Origin of the sequence: Clostridium sp. (genome assembly GCF_030532265.1) — a bacterium.
GTDB lineage: Bacteria > Bacillota > Clostridia > Clostridiales > Clostridiaceae > Clostridium.
The window spans coordinates 21,775-41,399 of the sequence record NZ_JAUNLM010000009.1 but is presented as its reverse complement, the minus strand read 5'-3'; the positions used below and the strand labels follow the sequence as shown (position 1 = coordinate 41,399).

18 protein-coding genes and 1 riboswitch are annotated in these 19,625 nt (G+C 25.5%); of the genes, 13 read left to right on the top strand and 5 right to left on the bottom strand.

Annotation, left to right across the window (positions count from 1 at the left end):
- Window positions 1-113: 113 nt before the first annotated feature.
- The gene (locus Q4E08_RS03845; protein ID WP_303128686.1) at window positions 114-2,627 is read right to left on the bottom strand and encodes a transglycosylase domain-containing protein; all 2,514 of its coding nucleotides are present in this window, start codon (window positions 2,625-2,627) and stop codon (window positions 114-116) included.
- 100 nt (window positions 2,628-2,727) lie between these two features.
- On the opposite strand from Q4E08_RS03845, the gene yunB reads away from it, so the two are divergent.
- A complete protein-coding gene (yunB, locus tag Q4E08_RS03840) occupies window positions 2,728-3,369 on the top strand; it encodes a sporulation protein YunB (RefSeq protein WP_303128683.1) in 642 nt (213 codons plus the stop codon).
- 44 nt (window positions 3,370-3,413) lie between these two features.
- Here the strand turns inward: yunB and hpt are convergent, their stop codons facing one another.
- On the bottom strand, window positions 3,414-3,941 hold the full coding sequence (gene hpt / locus Q4E08_RS03835; protein ID WP_303128681.1) for a hypoxanthine phosphoribosyltransferase: 528 nt from the start codon (window positions 3,939-3,941) through the stop codon (window positions 3,414-3,416).
- A gap of 167 nt (window positions 3,942-4,108) precedes the next feature.
- Between hpt and hflX the strand changes: the two genes are divergently transcribed.
- The 10 genes from hflX (at window position 4,109) to add (ending at window position 13,673) form a co-directional block, all read left to right on the top strand.
- Window positions 4,109-5,908 (top strand): GTPase HflX, encoded by a 1,800-nt coding sequence (gene hflX / locus Q4E08_RS03830; RefSeq protein WP_303128678.1) that lies wholly within the window; start codon window positions 4,109-4,111, stop codon window positions 5,906-5,908.
- A 126-nt stretch (window positions 5,909-6,034) separates the two neighbouring features.
- Window positions 6,035-6,931 carry a nucleotidyltransferase domain-containing protein gene (locus tag Q4E08_RS03825; protein WP_303128675.1) on the top strand — a complete coding sequence of 299 codons (897 nt, stop codon included), beginning with the start codon at window positions 6,035-6,037 and terminating at the stop codon, window positions 6,929-6,931.
- A gap of 15 nt (window positions 6,932-6,946) precedes the next feature.
- Window positions 6,947-8,362 (top strand): PLP-dependent aminotransferase family protein, encoded by a 1,416-nt coding sequence (locus Q4E08_RS03820; protein WP_303128673.1) that lies wholly within the window; start codon window positions 6,947-6,949, stop codon window positions 8,360-8,362.
- Complete coding sequence (locus Q4E08_RS03815) at window positions 8,350-8,997, top strand: YigZ family protein (protein WP_303128670.1); 648 nt, start codon at window positions 8,350-8,352, stop codon at window positions 8,995-8,997. The genes Q4E08_RS03820 and Q4E08_RS03815 overlap by 13 nt, the downstream gene beginning before the upstream one ends.
- Before the next feature lie 127 nt (window positions 8,998-9,124).
- Complete coding sequence (locus Q4E08_RS03810) at window positions 9,125-9,862, top strand: YebC/PmpR family DNA-binding transcriptional regulator (protein ID WP_303128667.1); 738 nt, start codon at window positions 9,125-9,127, stop codon at window positions 9,860-9,862.
- Window positions 9,863-10,209: 347 nt separating this feature from the next.
- On the top strand, window positions 10,210-10,689 hold the full coding sequence (locus Q4E08_RS03805; RefSeq protein ID WP_303128664.1) for a hypothetical protein: 480 nt from the start codon (window positions 10,210-10,212) through the stop codon (window positions 10,687-10,689).
- A gap of 272 nt (window positions 10,690-10,961) precedes the next feature.
- Window positions 10,962-11,405, top strand: a complete 444-nt coding sequence (locus Q4E08_RS03800) for a hypothetical protein (RefSeq protein ID WP_303128662.1) — start codon at window positions 10,962-10,964, stop codon at window positions 11,403-11,405.
- The gene (locus Q4E08_RS03795) at window positions 11,405-11,899 is read left to right on the top strand and encodes a hypothetical protein (protein ID WP_303128659.1); all 495 of its coding nucleotides are present in this window, start codon (window positions 11,405-11,407) and stop codon (window positions 11,897-11,899) included. The genes Q4E08_RS03800 and Q4E08_RS03795 overlap by 1 nt, the downstream gene beginning before the upstream one ends.
- 119 nt (window positions 11,900-12,018) lie before the next feature.
- The gene (locus Q4E08_RS03790) at window positions 12,019-12,186 is read left to right on the top strand and encodes a small, acid-soluble spore protein, alpha/beta type (RefSeq protein ID WP_303128656.1); all 168 of its coding nucleotides are present in this window, start codon (window positions 12,019-12,021) and stop codon (window positions 12,184-12,186) included.
- Window positions 12,187-12,475: 289 nt separating this feature from the next.
- Window positions 12,476-12,575: riboswitch (purine riboswitch) on the top strand.
- A 99-nt stretch (window positions 12,576-12,674) separates the two neighbouring features.
- Window positions 12,675-13,673, top strand: a complete 999-nt coding sequence (add, locus tag Q4E08_RS03785; RefSeq protein ID WP_303128653.1) for an adenosine deaminase — start codon at window positions 12,675-12,677, stop codon at window positions 13,671-13,673.
- Between the two features lie 94 nt (window positions 13,674-13,767).
- Here the strand turns inward: add and Q4E08_RS03780 are convergent, their stop codons facing one another.
- Window positions 13,768-15,111 (bottom strand): MATE family efflux transporter, encoded by a 1,344-nt coding sequence (locus tag Q4E08_RS03780; RefSeq protein ID WP_303128651.1) that lies wholly within the window; start codon window positions 15,109-15,111, stop codon window positions 13,768-13,770.
- A 100-nt stretch (window positions 15,112-15,211) separates the two neighbouring features.
- On the opposite strand from Q4E08_RS03780, the gene Q4E08_RS03775 reads away from it, so the two are divergent.
- Entirely contained in the window at window positions 15,212-16,027 is an 816-nt protein-coding gene (locus Q4E08_RS03775) for a MerR family transcriptional regulator (protein ID WP_303128649.1), read from the top strand.
- A gap of 42 nt (window positions 16,028-16,069) precedes the next feature.
- Here Q4E08_RS03775 and Q4E08_RS03770 read toward each other — a convergent pair whose 3' ends face one another.
- Window positions 16,070-16,807 (bottom strand): amino acid ABC transporter ATP-binding protein, encoded by a 738-nt coding sequence (locus tag Q4E08_RS03770; protein ID WP_303128647.1) that lies wholly within the window; start codon window positions 16,805-16,807, stop codon window positions 16,070-16,072.
- A gap of 10 nt (window positions 16,808-16,817) precedes the next feature.
- Window positions 16,818-18,323, bottom strand: a complete 1,506-nt coding sequence (locus tag Q4E08_RS03765) for an ABC transporter permease subunit (RefSeq protein ID WP_303128645.1) — start codon at window positions 18,321-18,323, stop codon at window positions 16,818-16,820.
- 222 nt (window positions 18,324-18,545) lie between these two features.
- On the opposite strand from Q4E08_RS03765, the gene Q4E08_RS03760 reads away from it, so the two are divergent.
- A complete protein-coding gene (locus tag Q4E08_RS03760; RefSeq protein WP_303128643.1) occupies window positions 18,546-19,556 on the top strand; it encodes a tyrosine-protein phosphatase in 1,011 nt (336 codons plus the stop codon).
- The last annotated feature ends 69 nt before the right edge of the window (window positions 19,557-19,625 follow it).

Here is a 19,625-nt window from a genome sequence, read left to right as displayed (position 1 = left end):
AGTAAAAATAAGTAAAAATCATTGAAAATACAACAGTATTGCAAGAAAAAGAGATGTTTTATTCATATGTATATAAAAAATAAGCATCTTTAAAAAGATGCTTATTTAAACTGTTAATTGTTAGGTTTATTAGAGTTATTTTGAGTATTTGATGGTTTATTATTATTTTGATTATTGTTTTGCTCAGGAGTAGTTCCTTCATTTGGTTTAGTGGTTTCATTATTATTTTCATTTGAATCAGGCTTTTTATTTTCATTTGGTTTTTTATCTTTTTCGTCTTCCTTGTCTTTCTTATCTTTATCCTTTTTATCTTCCGTAGGTGTATAGGTTGAATTATCATAAGAAGTTGGAAGTATATATTTATAATCGGCAGTAACTGGATTTTTATAATCTTTTGTTATAAAAATTCTAGTTGCTGCTAAACCAGCAGGGGTGTTATTTGTAGCTAATAAACCACTAGCACTATTAATTTGAGCACTTACATGAGTTTCACAGTAACTTGAAGGTTGAGTTCCTTCAATAAATAATTCAGTATAAACTTGATTTCCTCTAGGATCATTTTTACAAAGATCAGTAGGAAGTAATCCAGAATCTTTACATACAGAAACTTCTACAATTCCAGATGGTTTATCAATATCTTTTGTACTTAAACCTTCATTTGCTTTTCTCATAATTTTTCCCCAAAGATTTGATGCAGTAGCACCAGATCCACCACCTTTTATGGAAGCTTGATTATCATAACCAACCCAAACTGCACCACTAAGATGAGGAGTTAATCCAACAAACCAATAATCTTTATTATCAGTAGTAGTACCAGTCTTACCAGCAGCAGGCATAGCTCCAAGTTGAGCATATGTAGCATTGTAAGTTAAAGGTCCTTTCATCATATCATAGATTATATAGGCAGCTTGAGAGGATAATATTCTTTTATCTTCTTTTTTGCTTTCTAATAATACATTTCCATTAGAATCAACAACTTTAGTATAAAGTCTAGGTTCAACATATACTCCATCATTACCAAAAGTTCCAACAGCAGATGCCATTATAAATGTGTTGGCTCCATCTGGGTCAGTAGAACTATTATCAAATTGTCCTAAAGCATAAGTGGAAGGGAATTTTGAACCATTTGAATATTTAATTCCGAATTTTTCTCCATATGAAAGTGAAGTTTCATCTCCAACCATTTTTTGAGTTAAAGCAGAACCTACATTACTTGAAATTCTTAAAGATTCTCTTAAAGGAATTAATCCTTTATAGGTTTTACCTGCATTACTAGGTCTATATGATGATACTGATTCAGGAATTGGTGAATCATCAATTGTAGTAGCAGCAGTTGCTTTTTTTGTGTCAATTGCAGGTCCATATACAGTAAATGGTTTTGTAGTAGAACCTATTGATCTTAATGAACTATAAGCTCTATTTAATGAACGAGCACTTTGACTACCTCTTCCACCAACTAAAACTAATACTTCACCATTTTTATAATCAGTTATAGTAGCAGATGATTGAAGTAGTGGAACACCATCTTTATTTAATTTATCATAACCTGGAATATTGTAATTATTATAATTATCTAGTACTTTTTGAGTATAATCTTGTAAGCTTCTATCCATTGTTGTATAAACCTTAAGTCCACCAGCTTGAATTAAGCTTTCAACTTGCTCATCACTATATTTATATTTTTTCTTTAAATCTTTTTTTACTTGATCTACAGAAGCATAAATAAAATCTTCATATGGTAATCTGTAGTCTACTTTAGATTTCTTAAATTTAAGTTTTCCATTATCTAAATCCTTTATTGCTTTATCATATTCTTGTTGAGTTATATATTTATGCTCAAGCATTTTAGATAACACAAGTTTTGTTCTGTTAATATAAACAGAAGGATTTTTTTGTGTATAACCACTGTAAGTTGTTGGTGCTTGAGTAACACCAGCTAAGTAAGCACATTCTATAAGATTTAAATCTTTAGCATTTTTATTGAAATACATTTTAGCACCAGCTTGAGCGCCGTATGCTACACCACCTACGGGGAAATGATTAAGATATGCTGTTAGTATTTCATCCTTTGATAGCATTTTTTCGATTTGAAGTGAAAGATAAATTTCACGAACTTTTCTTTCAATTGATCTTTCGTTGGTCAAAAGAGTATTTTTAACTAATTGTTGAGTTAAAGTAGATGCTCCTTGAATTCCGCCTTTTCCTGTAACTATATAAACAACGTCATTAACAGCAGCACCAAGTATTCTTTTAACATCTATACCATCATGTTCATAAAACCTTTCATCTTCTATAGCAACTAATGCATTTTTAAGATTTTTAGGTATATTTTTTGATTCTATTTTTTGATAATCTTCTTTTCCATGTAAAGAGGCCATAAATTTTCCGTTATTATCATATGCTTGTAGGGTTTGGTCGACATTAACAACTTTATTAATATCTATAGGTGGAGTGTTTTTCACAACAGCTACAACATATCCAACTCCTATTACGGCTACGGCTAATATTAAAAATAATATGCTAAGCCCTACCCATTTAAAAATGTTCTTTTTAGTAGATTTTTTCTTTTGTGGAGCTTGGCTATTAGTATTATCTTTATCTTTTTTTAAGTCTTTTTTATTTGCCATCTCATCCTCCCAATTATTTTAAAATTAATAAATAATATTCTTATCCATTATAGCATAATTATAATATTATTAAACCAATAACTCAATAAAAAGGTGTTTTATGAAATATTATACAAGAACACGAAAAAACAAGCGTAAATCAGTTATAGCAGTTAGTATCACCATTTTTATATTTTTTAATCTTATGGTTATAGTATTTGATAAAAAAGTCATGCCTTCTGTATTAGCTATTTCAGAAACTTTAATGAGAGCAGAAGCTGTTAGAGCTATAAATGAAGTTAGCATGGACGTTTTTGATGAAATAGTTGGATCAGAAGATATAGTAATTATAGAAAGGGACGATAAAAATAGAATAAATCTAATTAAATCTAATACTCAGCTTATAAATAAAGTATCTGGGAAAATTGCAATTAGATGTAATGAAAAATTAGAACAACTAGGTGTTAAAGGAATTGAAGTTCCTCTTGGATGGATGACTGATAAAAGTATATATTATAATTTAGGCCCTAAGATAACTATACAAATGGAACCACTTGGTAATATAGAAACATCTTATGATTCTATATTTGAAAGTGCTGGAATAAATCAAACTAGACATAAAATATATTTAAATGTAAAAGCAAGAATAAAAATAATAATACCTATGTATAGCAAAGAAATGAATGTCGATGCGCAAATACCATTATCTGAATCTATATTAGTTGGTGAAATTCCAGATACAGCAATAGAATTAAATGATTAAAAAAAGAGACAAGTCTGACTTGTCTCTTTTTAGTGAAAATAGTTTTAGTTAGTTTCCCAATTGAAAACATAAGGTACGTTTCTGTAATGATCTCCATAATTTAAGCCATAACCTACAACGAATAAATCTTCTATTTCAAAACAACAATAATCAGGAGTTATATCAACTTTTCTTCTTGAAGGTTTATCTAGAAGAACACAAGTTTTAACTGATTTAGCTCCTAGTTTTTTTGCGTGATTTACAACGAAATCCATTGTTATACCACTGTCAACTATATCATCAACTATTAAAACATCATAACCTTCTATATTATCTGGAATATCATTTACAACTTTAACTGTTCCAGAACTTGTTTCTTCATGTCCATAGCTTGAAGTTGTCATAAATCCTATTTTAGCTTTTGTATCTATGTATCTAACTAAATCAGCTGCATATATAAAGCTTCCTCTTAATAAAGATAAAACATAAAGATTTTTATCTTTATAATCTTCTGTTATAACCTTTCCAAGCTCAGCTATTCTTTTTTGAATCTGCTCTTCTGAAAATAAAATATTACGTTTCTTATCATCCATTAATAAAACCTCCAAGTATTTTTAAATATCAATTTCTTAATAAATAAAATACTTTATTATAGAAGAAAAATCAAGTGCAAATTTAATTGATTTAGTTTACAATAAGTATTTATTAGTATAGAATTATATTCAAAATTAATTATATAGATAATAAAAAGGGTGATTTAATGATACATGGAAATACAGAAGGAATAAGGAATTCTATTCTTTCAGAATTAGACAGTTTATATAATATAAAAACTCAAAAACAAGAAGTATGTAATGTAGAAATTATAGATATAATTACTAATGTTTCTTCAAAAATAGAGAGAGAAGTAAGTGTTGCTATTGATAGAAAAGGAAAAGTTACATCTGTAGCAATAGGCGATTCAACATCAGTAGAACTTCCTATTTTAGATATATATGAAAAAAGACTTTCAGGAGTTAGAGTTATTCACACACATCCAAATGGATACAGCAATTTATCAGCACTTGATTTAACGGCTCTTATAAAGCTTAAATTAGATGCAATAGTTGCAATTGGAATAAATAATGGTGAAATTGTTGATTTTTCAATAGCAAATTTAATGGTATTAGATAAAGATTTAGTATATGAAGAAAAAAATAATCTTAACATTGAAGAGTTAATGAGAATAGATATATTAGATAAAATAAGATATGTTGAAAAACTTATAAAAGAAAATGATGTTATAGAAAATGATGAAGAAAAAGCTATATTAGTAGGATCAGATACTAGAGAAAGCTTAGATGAATTAGCAGAACTTACTAAAGCTTGTGACATACCAGTTCTTACAAAAGTATATCAAGGTAGAAATAAAATAGATCCAGCATTTTTTATAGGTAGAGGAAAAGTTCTTGAAATTGCTCATTTAAGACAAACAGAAAGAGCTAATGTTATTATATTTGATGATGAATTATCAGGTTCACAAGTTAGAAATCTTGAAAATGCAATTGGGGCTAAGGTAATTGATAGAACTACATTAATACTTGAAATATTTGCAAGAAGAGCAAAAAGTAAAGAAGCTAAAATACAAGTAGAGCTTGCTCAGCTTAAATACAGATTAGGAAGACTTCAAGGTCTTGGTACAGTTCTTTCAAGAACAGGTGGTGGTATTGGTACTAGGGGACCTGGAGAAAAGAAATTAGAAACAGATAGAAGACATATAAGAGAAACTATATATGACTTAAATAGAGAACTTAAAAAAATAAAGAAAACAAGAGAAGTTCAAAGAGAGAAAAGAAATAAAGAAAGCATACCTAAAGTATCTTTAGTTGGTTATACAAATGCAGGTAAGTCAACACTTAGAAATGCTCTATGTAAAATAGCTGCATCAAAAGATAATAGAAATAAAGAAGAGGTTTTTGAAGCAGATATGCTTTTTGCTACTTTAGATATAACAACTAGAGCAATTATACTTAAAAATAAAGGTCTTATAACTTTAACTGATACAGTAGGATTTGTAAGAAAGCTTCCTCATGATTTAGTAGAAGCATTTAAGTCAACCTTAGAAGAAGTTATTTACTCAGATCTTTTATGTCATGTTGTAGATGCTTCAAGTGATGATGCTTTAGAGCAAATAAAAGCTGTTGAAGAAGTGTTGTCAGAACTTGGATCTATAGATAAAGATACAATATTAGTTTTAAATAAAATAGATAAAGCAACAGAAGAACAAATAGCTAATATAGAAGAAAAAATTTCTTATTATGACCACATTATAAAAGTTTCAGCTAAAGAAGAAATAAATTTAGATAATTTATTAGAAGAAATAGAAGAAAAACTTCCATATAAATTAAAGAAAGTAGAGTATATAGTACCTTATAATAGAGGAGATATTCAATCGTTACTTCATAGAAGTGGTAGAGTTTTAGAAGAAGAATATGTAGAAACAGGTACTAGAATGATAGTTGAAGTAGATGATGAAAGTTTTAATAGAACTAAAGATTATATGATAAATATATTACAATAATTATTTTAAAATTCCTAGAATAGCTTTTGTTCTAGGAATTTTTATTTATTATAAATAATATTTTAACATATGAAACAGTTTTGTTATAATAAAAATAGCAATATAAAATTGTGGGGGCGAAGTTTTATGAAAGATATAATAATAGAATATCAAAAAGCATTTAATATTATGATGGAGACTTTTGAAAGTAATGAAAATGTTATAGCAGTTTTTACTTTTGGAAGTATGGTTTCAGGAGATATATGGAATGAATCAGATATAGATTTTTTTGTTATATATAAAGATGAGTTTAATAAGGTGAGAGATGTATATTCTGAGGTGAATAATATTCCAGTGCATACTAAGTTATTAAGCAAAGATAGTTTTGTGTATTCATATGAAAATGAGGGCAAAAGGGGCATAGTAAAAAGTATACTTAGTTTTTCAAAGTTAGTATTTTCAAGAGATAAGGATATAAATGTTATATATAATAAAATTATATATGGAATTGATGAGTATGCAGGAATAGGAAAGTTAGAATATTTAAGTAAAGTAATTAAAGATGTAAAGATAGCAAAAAAATATATAAATTTAGGAAGAATGTATACAGCATATGAAGTTATGGTTAGAAGTTTAGATAGTTTTTCAAAACTTTATTTAAGTTTAAATGGATATACAGTTAGTAAAGATGCAATTAGAATGGTTATAAATTTAGATGATTCATTTAAAAGAATTATTGATGAGAAGTTATTTGGTAAAATGAATAAAGAAGATATATCTTATATAATAAACTATATAGAAAATTTTATAGATAAACATATAGCTATATCAGCAAAAGTTATAATTGATATATTAAAGAGTAATAAAGATTATTTAAGTTCAACGGAAATTAAAAAAGATGAAATGCTTGTAGGATATAATATAAAGGTTGAACAAATACTTAAAAAGCTTTTAGAACAAGGAATAATAAAACATAAAAAAAGAAACGTTTATGATAAAAAAGGTAATTTAATACTTACTCAAAATGTTTATGGTATTTTATAAAGGTGATGATATTTTTTGGAAAACATAAAAGATATAGTTTATTTAGAAGATAAACCTAAGTATATTCAAATAGCAGATAAATTTAAAGAACTTATAGATAGTGGAAATATAAAGGACGGCGAAAAATTACCTCCAATTAGAGAACTTACAAAAATACTTAATGTAAATAAAATTACCGTAGTAAATGCATATAAAAAATTAAATAATGAAGGGTTTGCATATCAAAAAATAGGGAGTGGAACTTTTGCTAAGAAAAAAGAGTTACACTCTAATTTCATGAAAATTTATTCTAATACTTTTAAATTTCTTAAAAATTGTAATTTAGATAATTATGTTGATTTCTCTGGTGAAACAACTAGGGAAGTATTTTTCCCAATAAAAGATTTTAAAGATATAATAACAACTGTTTTAGATAGAGACGGAGAAGAAGTTTTGCTTTCTCAAAATACATTAGGGTATAACCCTTTAAGAGAAACAATAAATAAAGAATTTTGGAATAATAGGTTAAATGTTGAAGATATAATAATTGTTTCAGGTGCACAACAGGGAATTGATATAGCATCTAAAGCAATGATAAATATAAATGACAATGTTATAGTTGAAAAACCAACTTATGGTGGTGCTCTTTCAGTTTTTAAATGGAGAAGAGCTAATATATTTGAAGTTCCAATAGAAAAAGATGGAATAAATATGGAATTGTTTGAGGAAATTTTAAAAAAGAATAAAATAACTTTATTTTATGCAATGAGTTATTTTCAAAATCCAACAGGAATTTCATATAGCTTAGAAAAAAAGAAGCGTTTAATAGAATTATCTAAAAAATATGATTTCTATATAATAGAAGATGATTATTTATCAGAACTTGTTTATGAAGAAGATATTGAATATACACCATTTAAAAGTTTAGATAAAGATGATAGAGTAATATACATTAAAAGTTTCTCAAAAATATTTATACCTGGTATAAGACTAGGATACATGGTAGTTCCTGAAAGATTTAGGGAGAGGTTTTTAAGTACTAAATTAAATACTGATATTACAACTTCAACTTTAATGCAAAGAGCTTTAGAATATTATATTGCAAATAAAAATTGGAAAGAAAATATTAAAAAATTATCTAATGAATATAAAAAGAGATATGATATTATGGGTAAGCTTATAGAAGAAGAACTTTCAGATTACGTTTATTGTAATAAACCTAAAGGTGGACTTAATTATTATTTAGAAATTAAGAATAAGAAAATTTCTTCTAGAGAGTTATTTTTAAAATTAAAAAAGAAAAATGTTTATATTACTCCTGGGGTTTTGTTTTTTAGAAATAGTAGAGAGGGAGACGGATTTTTTAGAATAGGCTTTTCACAGACAAATTGTGAATCTATAGAAGAAGGAATTAAAGCAATTAAGGAGGAATTAAGGTTATGGCATATATAACTATTAGAGATAGAGGAGAAGATAGATTTGAAGAAAAAAAGTCTGAGTTTATAGGATATGCTAAAAGAGTAGAAAATGAAGAAGAAGCTAAAGCCTTTGTAAATGAAATAAAAAGTATGCATAAACAAGCTAGACATAATTGTTGGGCATATGTTATTGGAGAAAATTATGGAATACAAAGATACTCAGATGATGGAGAGCCACAAGGAACAGCTGGAATTCCTATACTTGAAGTTATGAAAAAACAAGGAATAACAGATTGTGCTGTAGTTGTAACTAGATATTTTGGAGGAATACTTTTAGGTGCAGGGGGATTAACTCGTGCATATACTAAAGGGGCAAGTATTGCAGTTACTGCAGCTGGAGTTGTTGAAAAGGTACATGGATTTAAAATTTCTATTGAAATAGATTATGATTTAATAGGAAAAATACAGTATCTTTGTGGACAAAATAACTGGTATATAGAGGACTCAGAATATACAGATAAAGTTATTTTACATATATATGCAGAAAATAGTATAATTCCTTTAATAGAAAAAGAAGTTACAGAAGCTACTAATGGTAAAGCTATTATATCAAAAGCAGAAGAAGGAATATATTTTAAAGAAAATAATAGATTGTTTAAAGTTATTTAATTGTAAAGAAAATATAAATAAGCATTATAAAATGGTTACTATATTGAATAAAACTAATTTAGTATGATATAATTTTAAAGTATAATTTATAAATTTATAGTTTAACACAATGTAAGGAGGAATAGACATGTCAGGACACTCAAAATGGCATAACATCCAAGCTAAAAAGGGCAAAATGGATGCAAAAAGAGGAAAGATTTTCACAAAAATCGGTAAAGAAATTATGGTTGCAGTAAAAAGCGGTGGTCCAAGTCCTGAGTCTAATGCAAAACTTAGAGACGTAATAGCAAAAGCAAAGGCAGCAAATATGCCTAATGATACTATACAAAGATCAATAAAAAAAGCATCAGGTGAATCAGGATCAGTAGATTTTGAAAAAATAGTCTACGAAGGATATGGTCCATCAGGAGTTGCTGTAATTGTTGAAACATTAACAGATAATAAAAATAGATCAGCAGGTAATGTAAGAAGTGCATTTACTAAAGGTGGAGGTAACATGGGTACATCAGGCTGTGTTGGATTCATGTTCCAAGAAAAAGGAGAAATCGTTATTGAAAAAGGCGATTTAGATGAAGAAGAAGTTATGATGATGGCATTAGATGCTGGTGCTGAAGATTTCCAAGCTGAAGATGAAGTATTTGTAGTTTATACAACTCCAGAAGACTTCGGATTAGTAAGAGAAGCCTTAGAAGGAAATGGAATAGAATTTTTAGAAGCAGGAGTTAAAATGATTCCAGATACAACTTCAGAATTAGATGAAGATAATGCTAAAAAATTCCAAAAAATGCTTGACTTACTTGAGGATGATGATGATGTTCAAGAAGTTTACCACAATGCTGAATTCCCTGAAGGATGGGAAGAATAGGGCATAAGGCCAGTAATATCAACAGATTGAATGAATTAAATTTTTGTTAAAATAAAATATTTATTATGATATACATCAATTAAGTTTTTGTTAATGGTGTATAGAAGAAAAGGCTATTTTCTATTTAAGATAGGAAGTAGCTTTTTTATTTTAAAAAAGTATTAAGTGATTTTATTAAAATTATAAATAGAAAAATTTATTAAAAGAGAATTAAAATGTTATAAAAATAAAATTTGAAAGTGAGTTTGTTAAAAATATACTTAATTTCACTATAAATTATTATTATATTGAAAAAAATATGTAAAATAAATGTTATAATTAGGCATATAGATTAAGGGGGAGAAGTCTTGGAGTCAAATAGAAAATACAAACTATCCTTTAGAAATATGATTAAATTTGGAAATAAGATATTTAAAAAATATTTTCTTTTGTTCAATTTAGTAATATTAATATATATAGGAGTTATATGCTACTTTGGACATTATAATATAAACAAAATATTAGATTTTAATAGAATCATTATTAACGGTTTATTTTGGTTAGTATGTATGTCTATATTATGGATTGGATGTTTGTCGAGTTATGTTATAAATATTTTAAAAGCAATTTTAATTGAGATTATTTATGAAGAATATGAAGAAGATGAACAAAAAGAGGTAAACAATATATTTAAAATAATTTTATTTACAGTAGTTTTTGCATTAATGGAGTTTTTTATATTAAATCTTGTTAAGCTTAAATCACTAGAAAGTGACCATATTTTTTATCTTTATTCAATGGGAGTTTTTGTAGGGTGTTATTTTGGAATAGTTAAAAATATTAAATAAATCTTTAAAGAATATAGTTTATTCTTAATTTAGATCAATTATAATATAAATTTAAAAATACTCTTAAATAGTATTTTTTAAAATATAATTTATATAAAATTTAGCTATTAAACTTAAATATAAAATATAAGTATTTATTGATTAAATTTATAATATATAATTTAAATTTAATTTAATAAAGTAAAAACATTTTACATATAGTATGAAAATTATTATAATTAAGTTTGTACTAAATTTAAAATTACAATATAAAAAAGAAAGGTGAGTTTAAGGTGAAAAAATCATTTTGGACAAAAGTTATAATTGCTATAGCAATTGTTGTTGTAGGTTTATTTGCTTATAGTTATATAAATAAAACTACAAATAATTCTTCTGTAGGAAATAAAACTTTAACAGTAACAATAAAAGATGCAGTAGATAATAAAACTATTATTGAAAATGAAAAGTTTAAAACTGATGCAAATACATTAGCTGATTTTTTAAATGAAAATACAAAAACTTTAGGAGTAAAGATGGAAAATGGTAAATATGGATCATTTTTATTAGCTCTTAAAGGTTTAGAAACAAAAGATAAAAATAAAGGACCATGGTGGACTTATGGATATAAATCACCATCACAAAATTTAGACTATAAAGTAGGTAGTGCACCTGTTATGGACAAAATAAATGTGCATGATGGAGATAGTGTAGAATTTGTATTTACTAATACATTTTAATGAATGCTAGAAAATTAACTCAATGTGCGTTGCTAGCGGCTATATTATATATAGTTTACTTTATGGGTTCTTTTGTAACGTATTTTGAACTTGTAAGTTTTGTAATTTTATTATATGGAACTACACTTCCTAAAAAAATATCATGGTTTTCTATAGTTGTGTTTTGTATTTTAGTAATGTTAACTAAAGGAATTGCTCCGTGGAGTATAATGTATTTATTAGTACTTCCTCAGTATGCACTTATATATAATCTTTTATCAAGAGTGACAAAATCTGAGTATATATATGGAATAGTAGGAGCTATCTTATCTTTTTGTATGGGAACTATTATAGATCTTCCATATCTTTTAACAGCTGGACTTGGAGCAAAATCTCTTTGGATTACTTTACTTTTAGGATTTCAAGTTTCAATAGGAAATGCTATCTGTACATTTATAGCTACTTTATTTTTATATAAAACTATGAGCAAAGTTTTAAATAGAGTTATTATGTAAAATAAAACCTTAGAAGAATTCTTCTAAGGTTTTATTTTTATAGTAAGTATTTTACAGTATACATACTTTAATTAAGTCTAATACTATTATTGATATTTTAAAGAAAAGGAGAGGTTTTAATGTCTCATAAAAATAACAAAAATAGTAAAGACAATAAAAAAGTTTCACAAAAAACTAAAAAAGAAGTTCAAAAAATGAAAATTGAAACTGCAAATGAAGTTGGATATTCAAAAGAATCAAGAAAACTTGGAAAAGACAAAGAAAGAAATTCTCCTCATAAAAAATAATTAGTAAAACTACACTAATTTTATAGTGTAGTTTTTTGTTGTTTTATAATAAAATATTATTGAAAAAAATAAATAATATGTTAAAATATAGGAGAAAATATTTTTATTATAAAGGGTGAGAGGGGTTTAAAAATGAATAAGAGAATAGAATTAGAAGCTAGAAAAGAAGCGTTAATTAACAAAGGTAACCATAATTCAGCATTAATAGCAAAGGTTAATAGAAAAATTAGAAGATTAGATAATAAATAAAAATAATAATTAATTTATTAAATTTTTATGATAAAATATATTTAATTTAATAAAAACAATTCGTATAATCCTTAAAATACGGTTAAGGAGTTTCTACCAAGAACCAATAATTCTTGATTACGGAGAAGATATTTAATTATTTTCTTCGTAACCAAGAATTTTTTTTATAATTTTTTATAATAAATCTTTTTATAGGTAGAAAATTTAAAAATTTAAAATTTTTATTACAGGAGGACGTTATGAAATTTGAAAATTTACCTAAAATAGAATTGCATTGTCATTTAGATGGATGCTTAAGGCCAGAAACAGTAAAGGAATTAATAGTTAAAGAAAATTTAAATTTAGATTTATATGATATTAATAATATAGAAAATGAGTTAATAGTTCCAGATAATTGTTCATCCTTAAATGTATATTTAAAAAGATTTGATATTCCAGTAAAGGTTATGCAAAGTAAAGAAAATTTGAGAAGAATATCATATGAACTTATAGAAGATGTTAGTAAAGAAAATGTTAAATATATAGAAATAAGATTCGCACCACTTTTACATAAAGAAAAAGGTCTTGAGATTAAAGAAATAATTGAAAGTGTTTTAATAGGACTAAAAGAAGGGGAAAAGGATTTTGGTGTTAAAAGCAATTTAATCCTTAGTATTTTAAGAAATATGGATATTAAAACTGCTTATGAAGTAATTGAAAGTGGAAAAGAATTTATAGGAAATGGGGTTGTAGCAGTAGATTTAGCGGGAAATGAAGAAAAAGGTTTTTGTAAAAAGTTTAAAGATGCATTTAATTTAGCTAGGGAATATGGATATAAAATTACAATTCATGCTGGAGAGACAGGGCATTCAATTAATGTTAAAGAAGCGATAGAATTATTAGGAGCAGAAAGAATTGGACATGCTGTTGCAATAGAAAAGGATATTAATATATATAATTTAGTTAAAGAAAAAGAAGTAATACTTGAAATGTGTCCAAAGAGTAATGTACAAACAAAAGCAGTAGAAAATTATAAAAAACATCCGATAAAAAGATTTTTAGAAGATAACCTTTTAGTAAATTTAAGTACAGATAATAGAACAGTATCTAATGTAACACTTACAGAAGAACTTAATGCTGTAGATGAAAATCATATATTAAGTATAAATGATGGTAAAAAAATATATACAAATAGTATAAAAGGTGCTTTTTGTGATAAGGAAACAAAAGAGTGGTTAAAGACATTTATTGAATGTTAATTTTATAAAAAATACTATATTAGATTTAACTTCTAATATAGTATTTTAAAATGTTTTTATTAAAACATATATTTTAATAAATTTAAATTTTCTTTCATGTTTTTAATTTATAATTTTCTAATAATATATATTGTTTATATTTAAAGTAATAAGCTAAAGAAAATATAATAGTTATAGCTTCTGCAATTGGTATAGCAAGCCAAATTCCATTTACACCAATAAAATAAGGTAATATTATTATACAAATACTAACAAACACTAATGATCTACTTATAGATATTATGGCTGATATTTTTCCGTTTCCTATTGAAGTGAATAGATTTGACATAAATATATTAACACCTATAATTAAGAATCCAAAAGAAAACAATTTAAGACCAAAGTATGCTATATTATATACATTTAAATCATTAGTAAAGAATAAAATTATATATTTTCCAAGAAAAAAAGAAACTAAAAAGATAAAAATCGATGACCAAGCTATAGTTATAAAACTATAATTTAAGCTTTCTTTTATTTTATTTTTATTTTTTGCTCCAAAATTATAACTTATAATAGGAGATACTCCAACTGAAATTCCAAAAAACATGGCTATAAAAAAATAATAAATGTAAGTTATTATAGACATAGCAGCGATACCATTTTCACCATGGAATTTAAGTATACTTACATTAAATAAGAATGTAGTTATTCCAGTTGAAAATTCAGTAAACATTTCAGAACTTCCATTAAAACAAGAATTCCATAAATCCCTTAAATAAATGTTAGGTTTTTTAAATGATAAAAGAGAATCGTTGCTTAAAAAATGAAATAATCCAATAAATGCAGATATAGTTATTGATAAAAATGTTCCAAAAGCAGCTCCTAAAATACCTAGATTTAAAATTACTATAAAAATATAATCTAATATTATATTTAAAATTAAGCCAACTGATGACATTAGAAGTGATAGCTTTGGCTTTCCATCTATACGAGCATAATACTCAAAATACAATTTAAACATCATAGGTATAGTCATTAAAATTGTTATAAATCCATACTTTAGTGCGTAGGGCATAAGAACTTTAGTTGCACCAAGTAATGATAGAATTGGTTTTAAAAAAATTAATCCAATAAAAGTTAAAATTAAAGAAATTACAAGTAGAGTTAATGTTATGAAAGAAAATAGCTTATTAGCATCATCTTTTTTACCTTCACCGAGTTTTATAGAAACTAAGGCGCCAGATCCAGTTGCAAGCATTACTGCTATCCCAAATATTACACAGGTTATTGGAATAATAATATTTATTGATGCTAATGCATCAGATCCTACAAATCTTGAAACAAAAAATCCATCTATAGTAGTATAAAATGATAAAAATACCATAGCTACAACAGAAGGGAGAATATACTTAATAAATTGTAAATAAGTTTGGTGTTTAGTAAAATTGCTGTTCATATATAGTACTCCTTATCTAACATAATTATTTACAATAATTAGTTTAAAGGATATAGTAACTATATGGTCAAGAGAATATTAAAAGTTTTATGGAGGAAATATGGATATAAAATTTACTATTGGTGAAGTGGCGAAGTTTCATAATTTATCAAAACAAACTTTGATATTTTATGATAAAATAGGTCTATTTAAACCTAAAATAGTTGATGCTTCTAATAATTATAGATATTACACTGCAGAACAATTAGAAGTTTTAGATAGTATTTTAATACTTAAGGAAATAGGTGTACCTTTAAAAAAAATAAAAGAGTTTTTAGGACATCGTAGTTTAAATTCAACTTTAAATTTGATGGTTGAACAAAAGAGAGAGTTAGAAAAACAAAAAGAACATTTAAATTTAATAATTAAAAGAATTGAAAAAAAGATAGAAACTATAGAGCATATAAGTGAATTTGAAGAAAAAGTTTATTTTAAATACTTAAAAGAAGAATTTTTAGCAGTACAAGAGGTAGAAAGTCCATACGATTTAATAAAAACTAATATAGCTATAAAGACATTATTAAAAAAGGCGACTTTAAATTGTTATGTATATAATTATCAAATAGGAGTTATGATTTCAGCTAAAAATTTAAAAAAGGGAAACTATACTACGGCAGATTATGCTTTTGTACCTTTAAATAATAAGATATCTGATAAAAACGTTATAATAAAACCTGAAGGTTTATATGCAATTATCTATCATCAAGGTAGATATGAAGATATAGGTACAAGCTATAAAAAATTATTAAATGAGATAAATAGAATGGGATATATTATAAAAAGTCATTCTTATGAATATTGTGTATTAGATAGTCTAACAAGTAAAAATCCAAATAATTACATTACAAAAATATCTATTAAAATAGAAAAGGAATAAAAAAAACCGATATAAATTTTTATATCGGTTTTTAGTTTTATTTTAAGAATTAATGTATCTTTTTAAAAACTGTTTTGTTCTATCATTTTTAGGATTATTAAATATTTCATCTGGTGTACCTTCTTCAACAACTAAACCATCTGACATAAAGATAATTCTATCACCAACATCTTTAGCAAATGACATTTCATGAGTGACAATTATCATAGTTCTATGTTCCTTTGCTAAATTTTTTATTACTAATAAAACTTCATCAACAAGTTCTGGATCTAATGCTGACGTTGGCTCATCAAAAAGTATAACATTTGGATTTATAGCCATAGCACGTGCTATACTAACTCTTTGTTTTTGCCCACCTGATAAAGTATTTGGATATACATCTTTTTTATTTTCCATTCCAACTTTTCTTAGTGCATCTAAAGCTAATTCTGAAGCTTTGGTTTTGTCTATTTTTTTTACAACTATTAATGCTTCTGTTACATTTTCTAATACAGTTTTGTTATTAAAAAGATTATAATGCTGAAAAACCATAGCAGATTGTTTTCTTAATAAATGAATTTGCTTTTTATTTATTTTATTTGTATCTAAAGAAATATCACCAATTGTTATTTTACCTTCATCTGGAGATTCAAGATAATTTAAGCATCTTAGAAAGGTTGATTTACCAGAACCAGATGGTCCAAGAATTACTACAACTTCTCCTGTTTTAACATTTAAATTTATATTTTTTAAAACTTCTATATTATTAAATTTCTTTTTTAAGCCTTCTATTTTTATCATAATATCACCTCTAATATACTGAAATCTTTCTTTCTAAAACTTTTTGTAAATAACTGAAGAACTCTATGATTATCCAGTACATTATTGCTACTACAATATAACTTTCGAAAAATTTGTAACTAGATGATGCAGCCATTTGAGCTTTTGCTAATAGTTCTACAACACCTAAAGTGAAAGCAAGTGAAGATCCCTTTACAGTATCAACAAATATATTACCAAGAGGTGGGATAGCTATTCTGAATGCTTGTGGAAGTATTATTCTTTTAAGTCCTTCTCCTTTTGTCATTCCCACTGATAAACATGCTTCCATTTGTCCTTTATCTATTGCATTTATTGAAGATCTTAATATTTCGGCAATATATGCAGATGCATTTAATCCAAGCCCAATAAGAGCTGCTGTATAAGCTGTCATATTTTGAAGGGGTGGTATAACTTGTGGAATACCAAAATATAATAAAAATAATTGAACTAAAAGAGGAGTACCTCTAAAAAATGAAATATATATTTCGGCTAACTGTTTAATTATTGGGATTTTGTAAATTCTTATTATTGCAAGTGCTATTCCAATAATAAGTCCTAAAATCATACCAAATACTGATAATGAAATAGTAGTTTTCATAGCTTTAATTAGCATAGGAATTAATTTTAATGAATACATAAAGTCAAAGGATAATGTTCCTTTAGAGCTTTTTAAAGATTCTGTATCAGATTCGTTATTATTTGGAGTTGTAACATTAGTTCCAAGCCACTTTTCTGAAATTGCTTTTAAAGATCCATCATTTTTCATATCTAATAAAGCTGAATTTATATCTTTTATTAGATTTTCATTTTCTTTTGTTTTTAAAAATGGATAAGCATTTTCTATTTTATCAATAGGCTTACCTGCAAGCTGTAAATTTAAATTTTTTTCTTTAATTGCAGCTATTGCTGAAACTTTGTCTATAACAACAGCATCAATTCTACCAAGTAAAAGCTCATTAAAAGCAGCATCAGTATTTTGATAAGTTATAATTTTTATATTACCATTTTTATCTTTATCTTTGACTATTTGCTCATAATTACTTCCAAGGTCCACACCTACTTTTTTACCAATTAAATCATCAAATGATTTAATTGAATTATTATCTTGTTTTACAATTATTTGTGCACCACTATATACAGTAGGATCAGTAAAAAAGTATTTTTCTTTTCGTTCGTTAGTTAAAGTTATTTGATTAGCTAAAGTATCAACTTTTCCACTTTCAAGCATACCAAAAAGCCCACTAAATGAAGCGGTCTTAAATTTTATATTGTAATTTAATTTTTTCCCTATTTCATTCCATATGTCAATTTCAAATCCTTCAAGGTTTCCGTTATTTGAATATGTAAAAGGATAATATGTACCTGATGTACCTATAGTAATAGTTTTTTTATTTAAATCTGTAGAATTAGTTTTATTATTTAAATTACTACATGATACTAATGATATTACTATAATTAGCAATGATAATATAAGCAATGTAAAACGTTTTTTCATTTGAAATCCTCTTCCTATAAATAAATTCTTTTTTAAAATTATAAGAATTCCTATCTGAATTGTCAAGATTAATACTTTTATAAAAACATAGGATTATTATGTGAAGAATATTAATAAATAATTATTTTTCAATAAAATAATTAGTAAACATAAATATAATAAATTATTAGATATATAATTATATTAGGTATATATAGGAAAAATTTAAGAGGGTAGGTACGTATGAATAATATAAGTGGAATTTTAATTAGAAAAGAAGATTATATACAAATTAAACTGAATAAAACAGAAAGTGGAAAAATATTTTATAAAAATAAATTAGAAGAAAAAGAAATATTTTTAATGGATTTTTATAATAAAAATACAATAAAATTTAAAGATCCAAAACCTTTAAATAGAACTTTTTATAAAATTGTATGCAAAAGTGGAGAACTTATTCTTGCAGAAAGAATATTACCTCTTGAAAAATTTAGTAATTTTAGAGATTTAGGAGGATATATAGATAAAAAAGGAAGAATGATTAAATGGGGATTATTTTATCGTTCAGAAGATCTTTCAAATTTAAAAAATGATGATTTAAAATATTTTGAGACTTTAGGAATAAAATATGTATTGGATTATAGATCAAAAGAGGAAGTACTTGAAAATCCAGATATACAAGTAAAAGGAGTTAAGAATATAAATATATCTGGAATGAATATTGAAGAAAAAATTAGCAAAAGTGAAAATTTAGATATGATAAGTTATATTTCCGAAATATTAAAAGGAAAAGAAATTACAATAACTCCAGAACAGTTACTTAAAGATGCTTATAAAAATATGCCAATTAATAATCCTGCATACAAAGAATTATTTGAGCTTTTTAAAAACCCAAAAAATACAGCTATATTACAGCATTGTACTGCAGGAAAGGATAGGACAGGAATAGGATCTGCTCTTTTATTATTAGCATTAGGAATAGATGAAGAAACAGTAATAGAAGATTATTTACAAAGTAATGAGAATAGAGAGCAATTTAATAAAAAAGTAATTAATATGTGTAGTAATTATATTAAAGATGAAAAAACAAAGAAGTTAATAGAAGAAATTTTAGGGGTTAATAGGTCGTTTATACAATTAAGTTTAAATTCCATAAAAGATAAATATGAAACTTATGAGAATTACTTTGAAAAAGAGTATGGACTAACTTCTTTTGATTTGGAAGAATTAAAAGATTTTTATATGTATAAATAAAAATAAATTTTTATAAAAAATGAATAAAACTCTTTATTGTGGTAAAAATACCCAATAAGGAGTGATAAG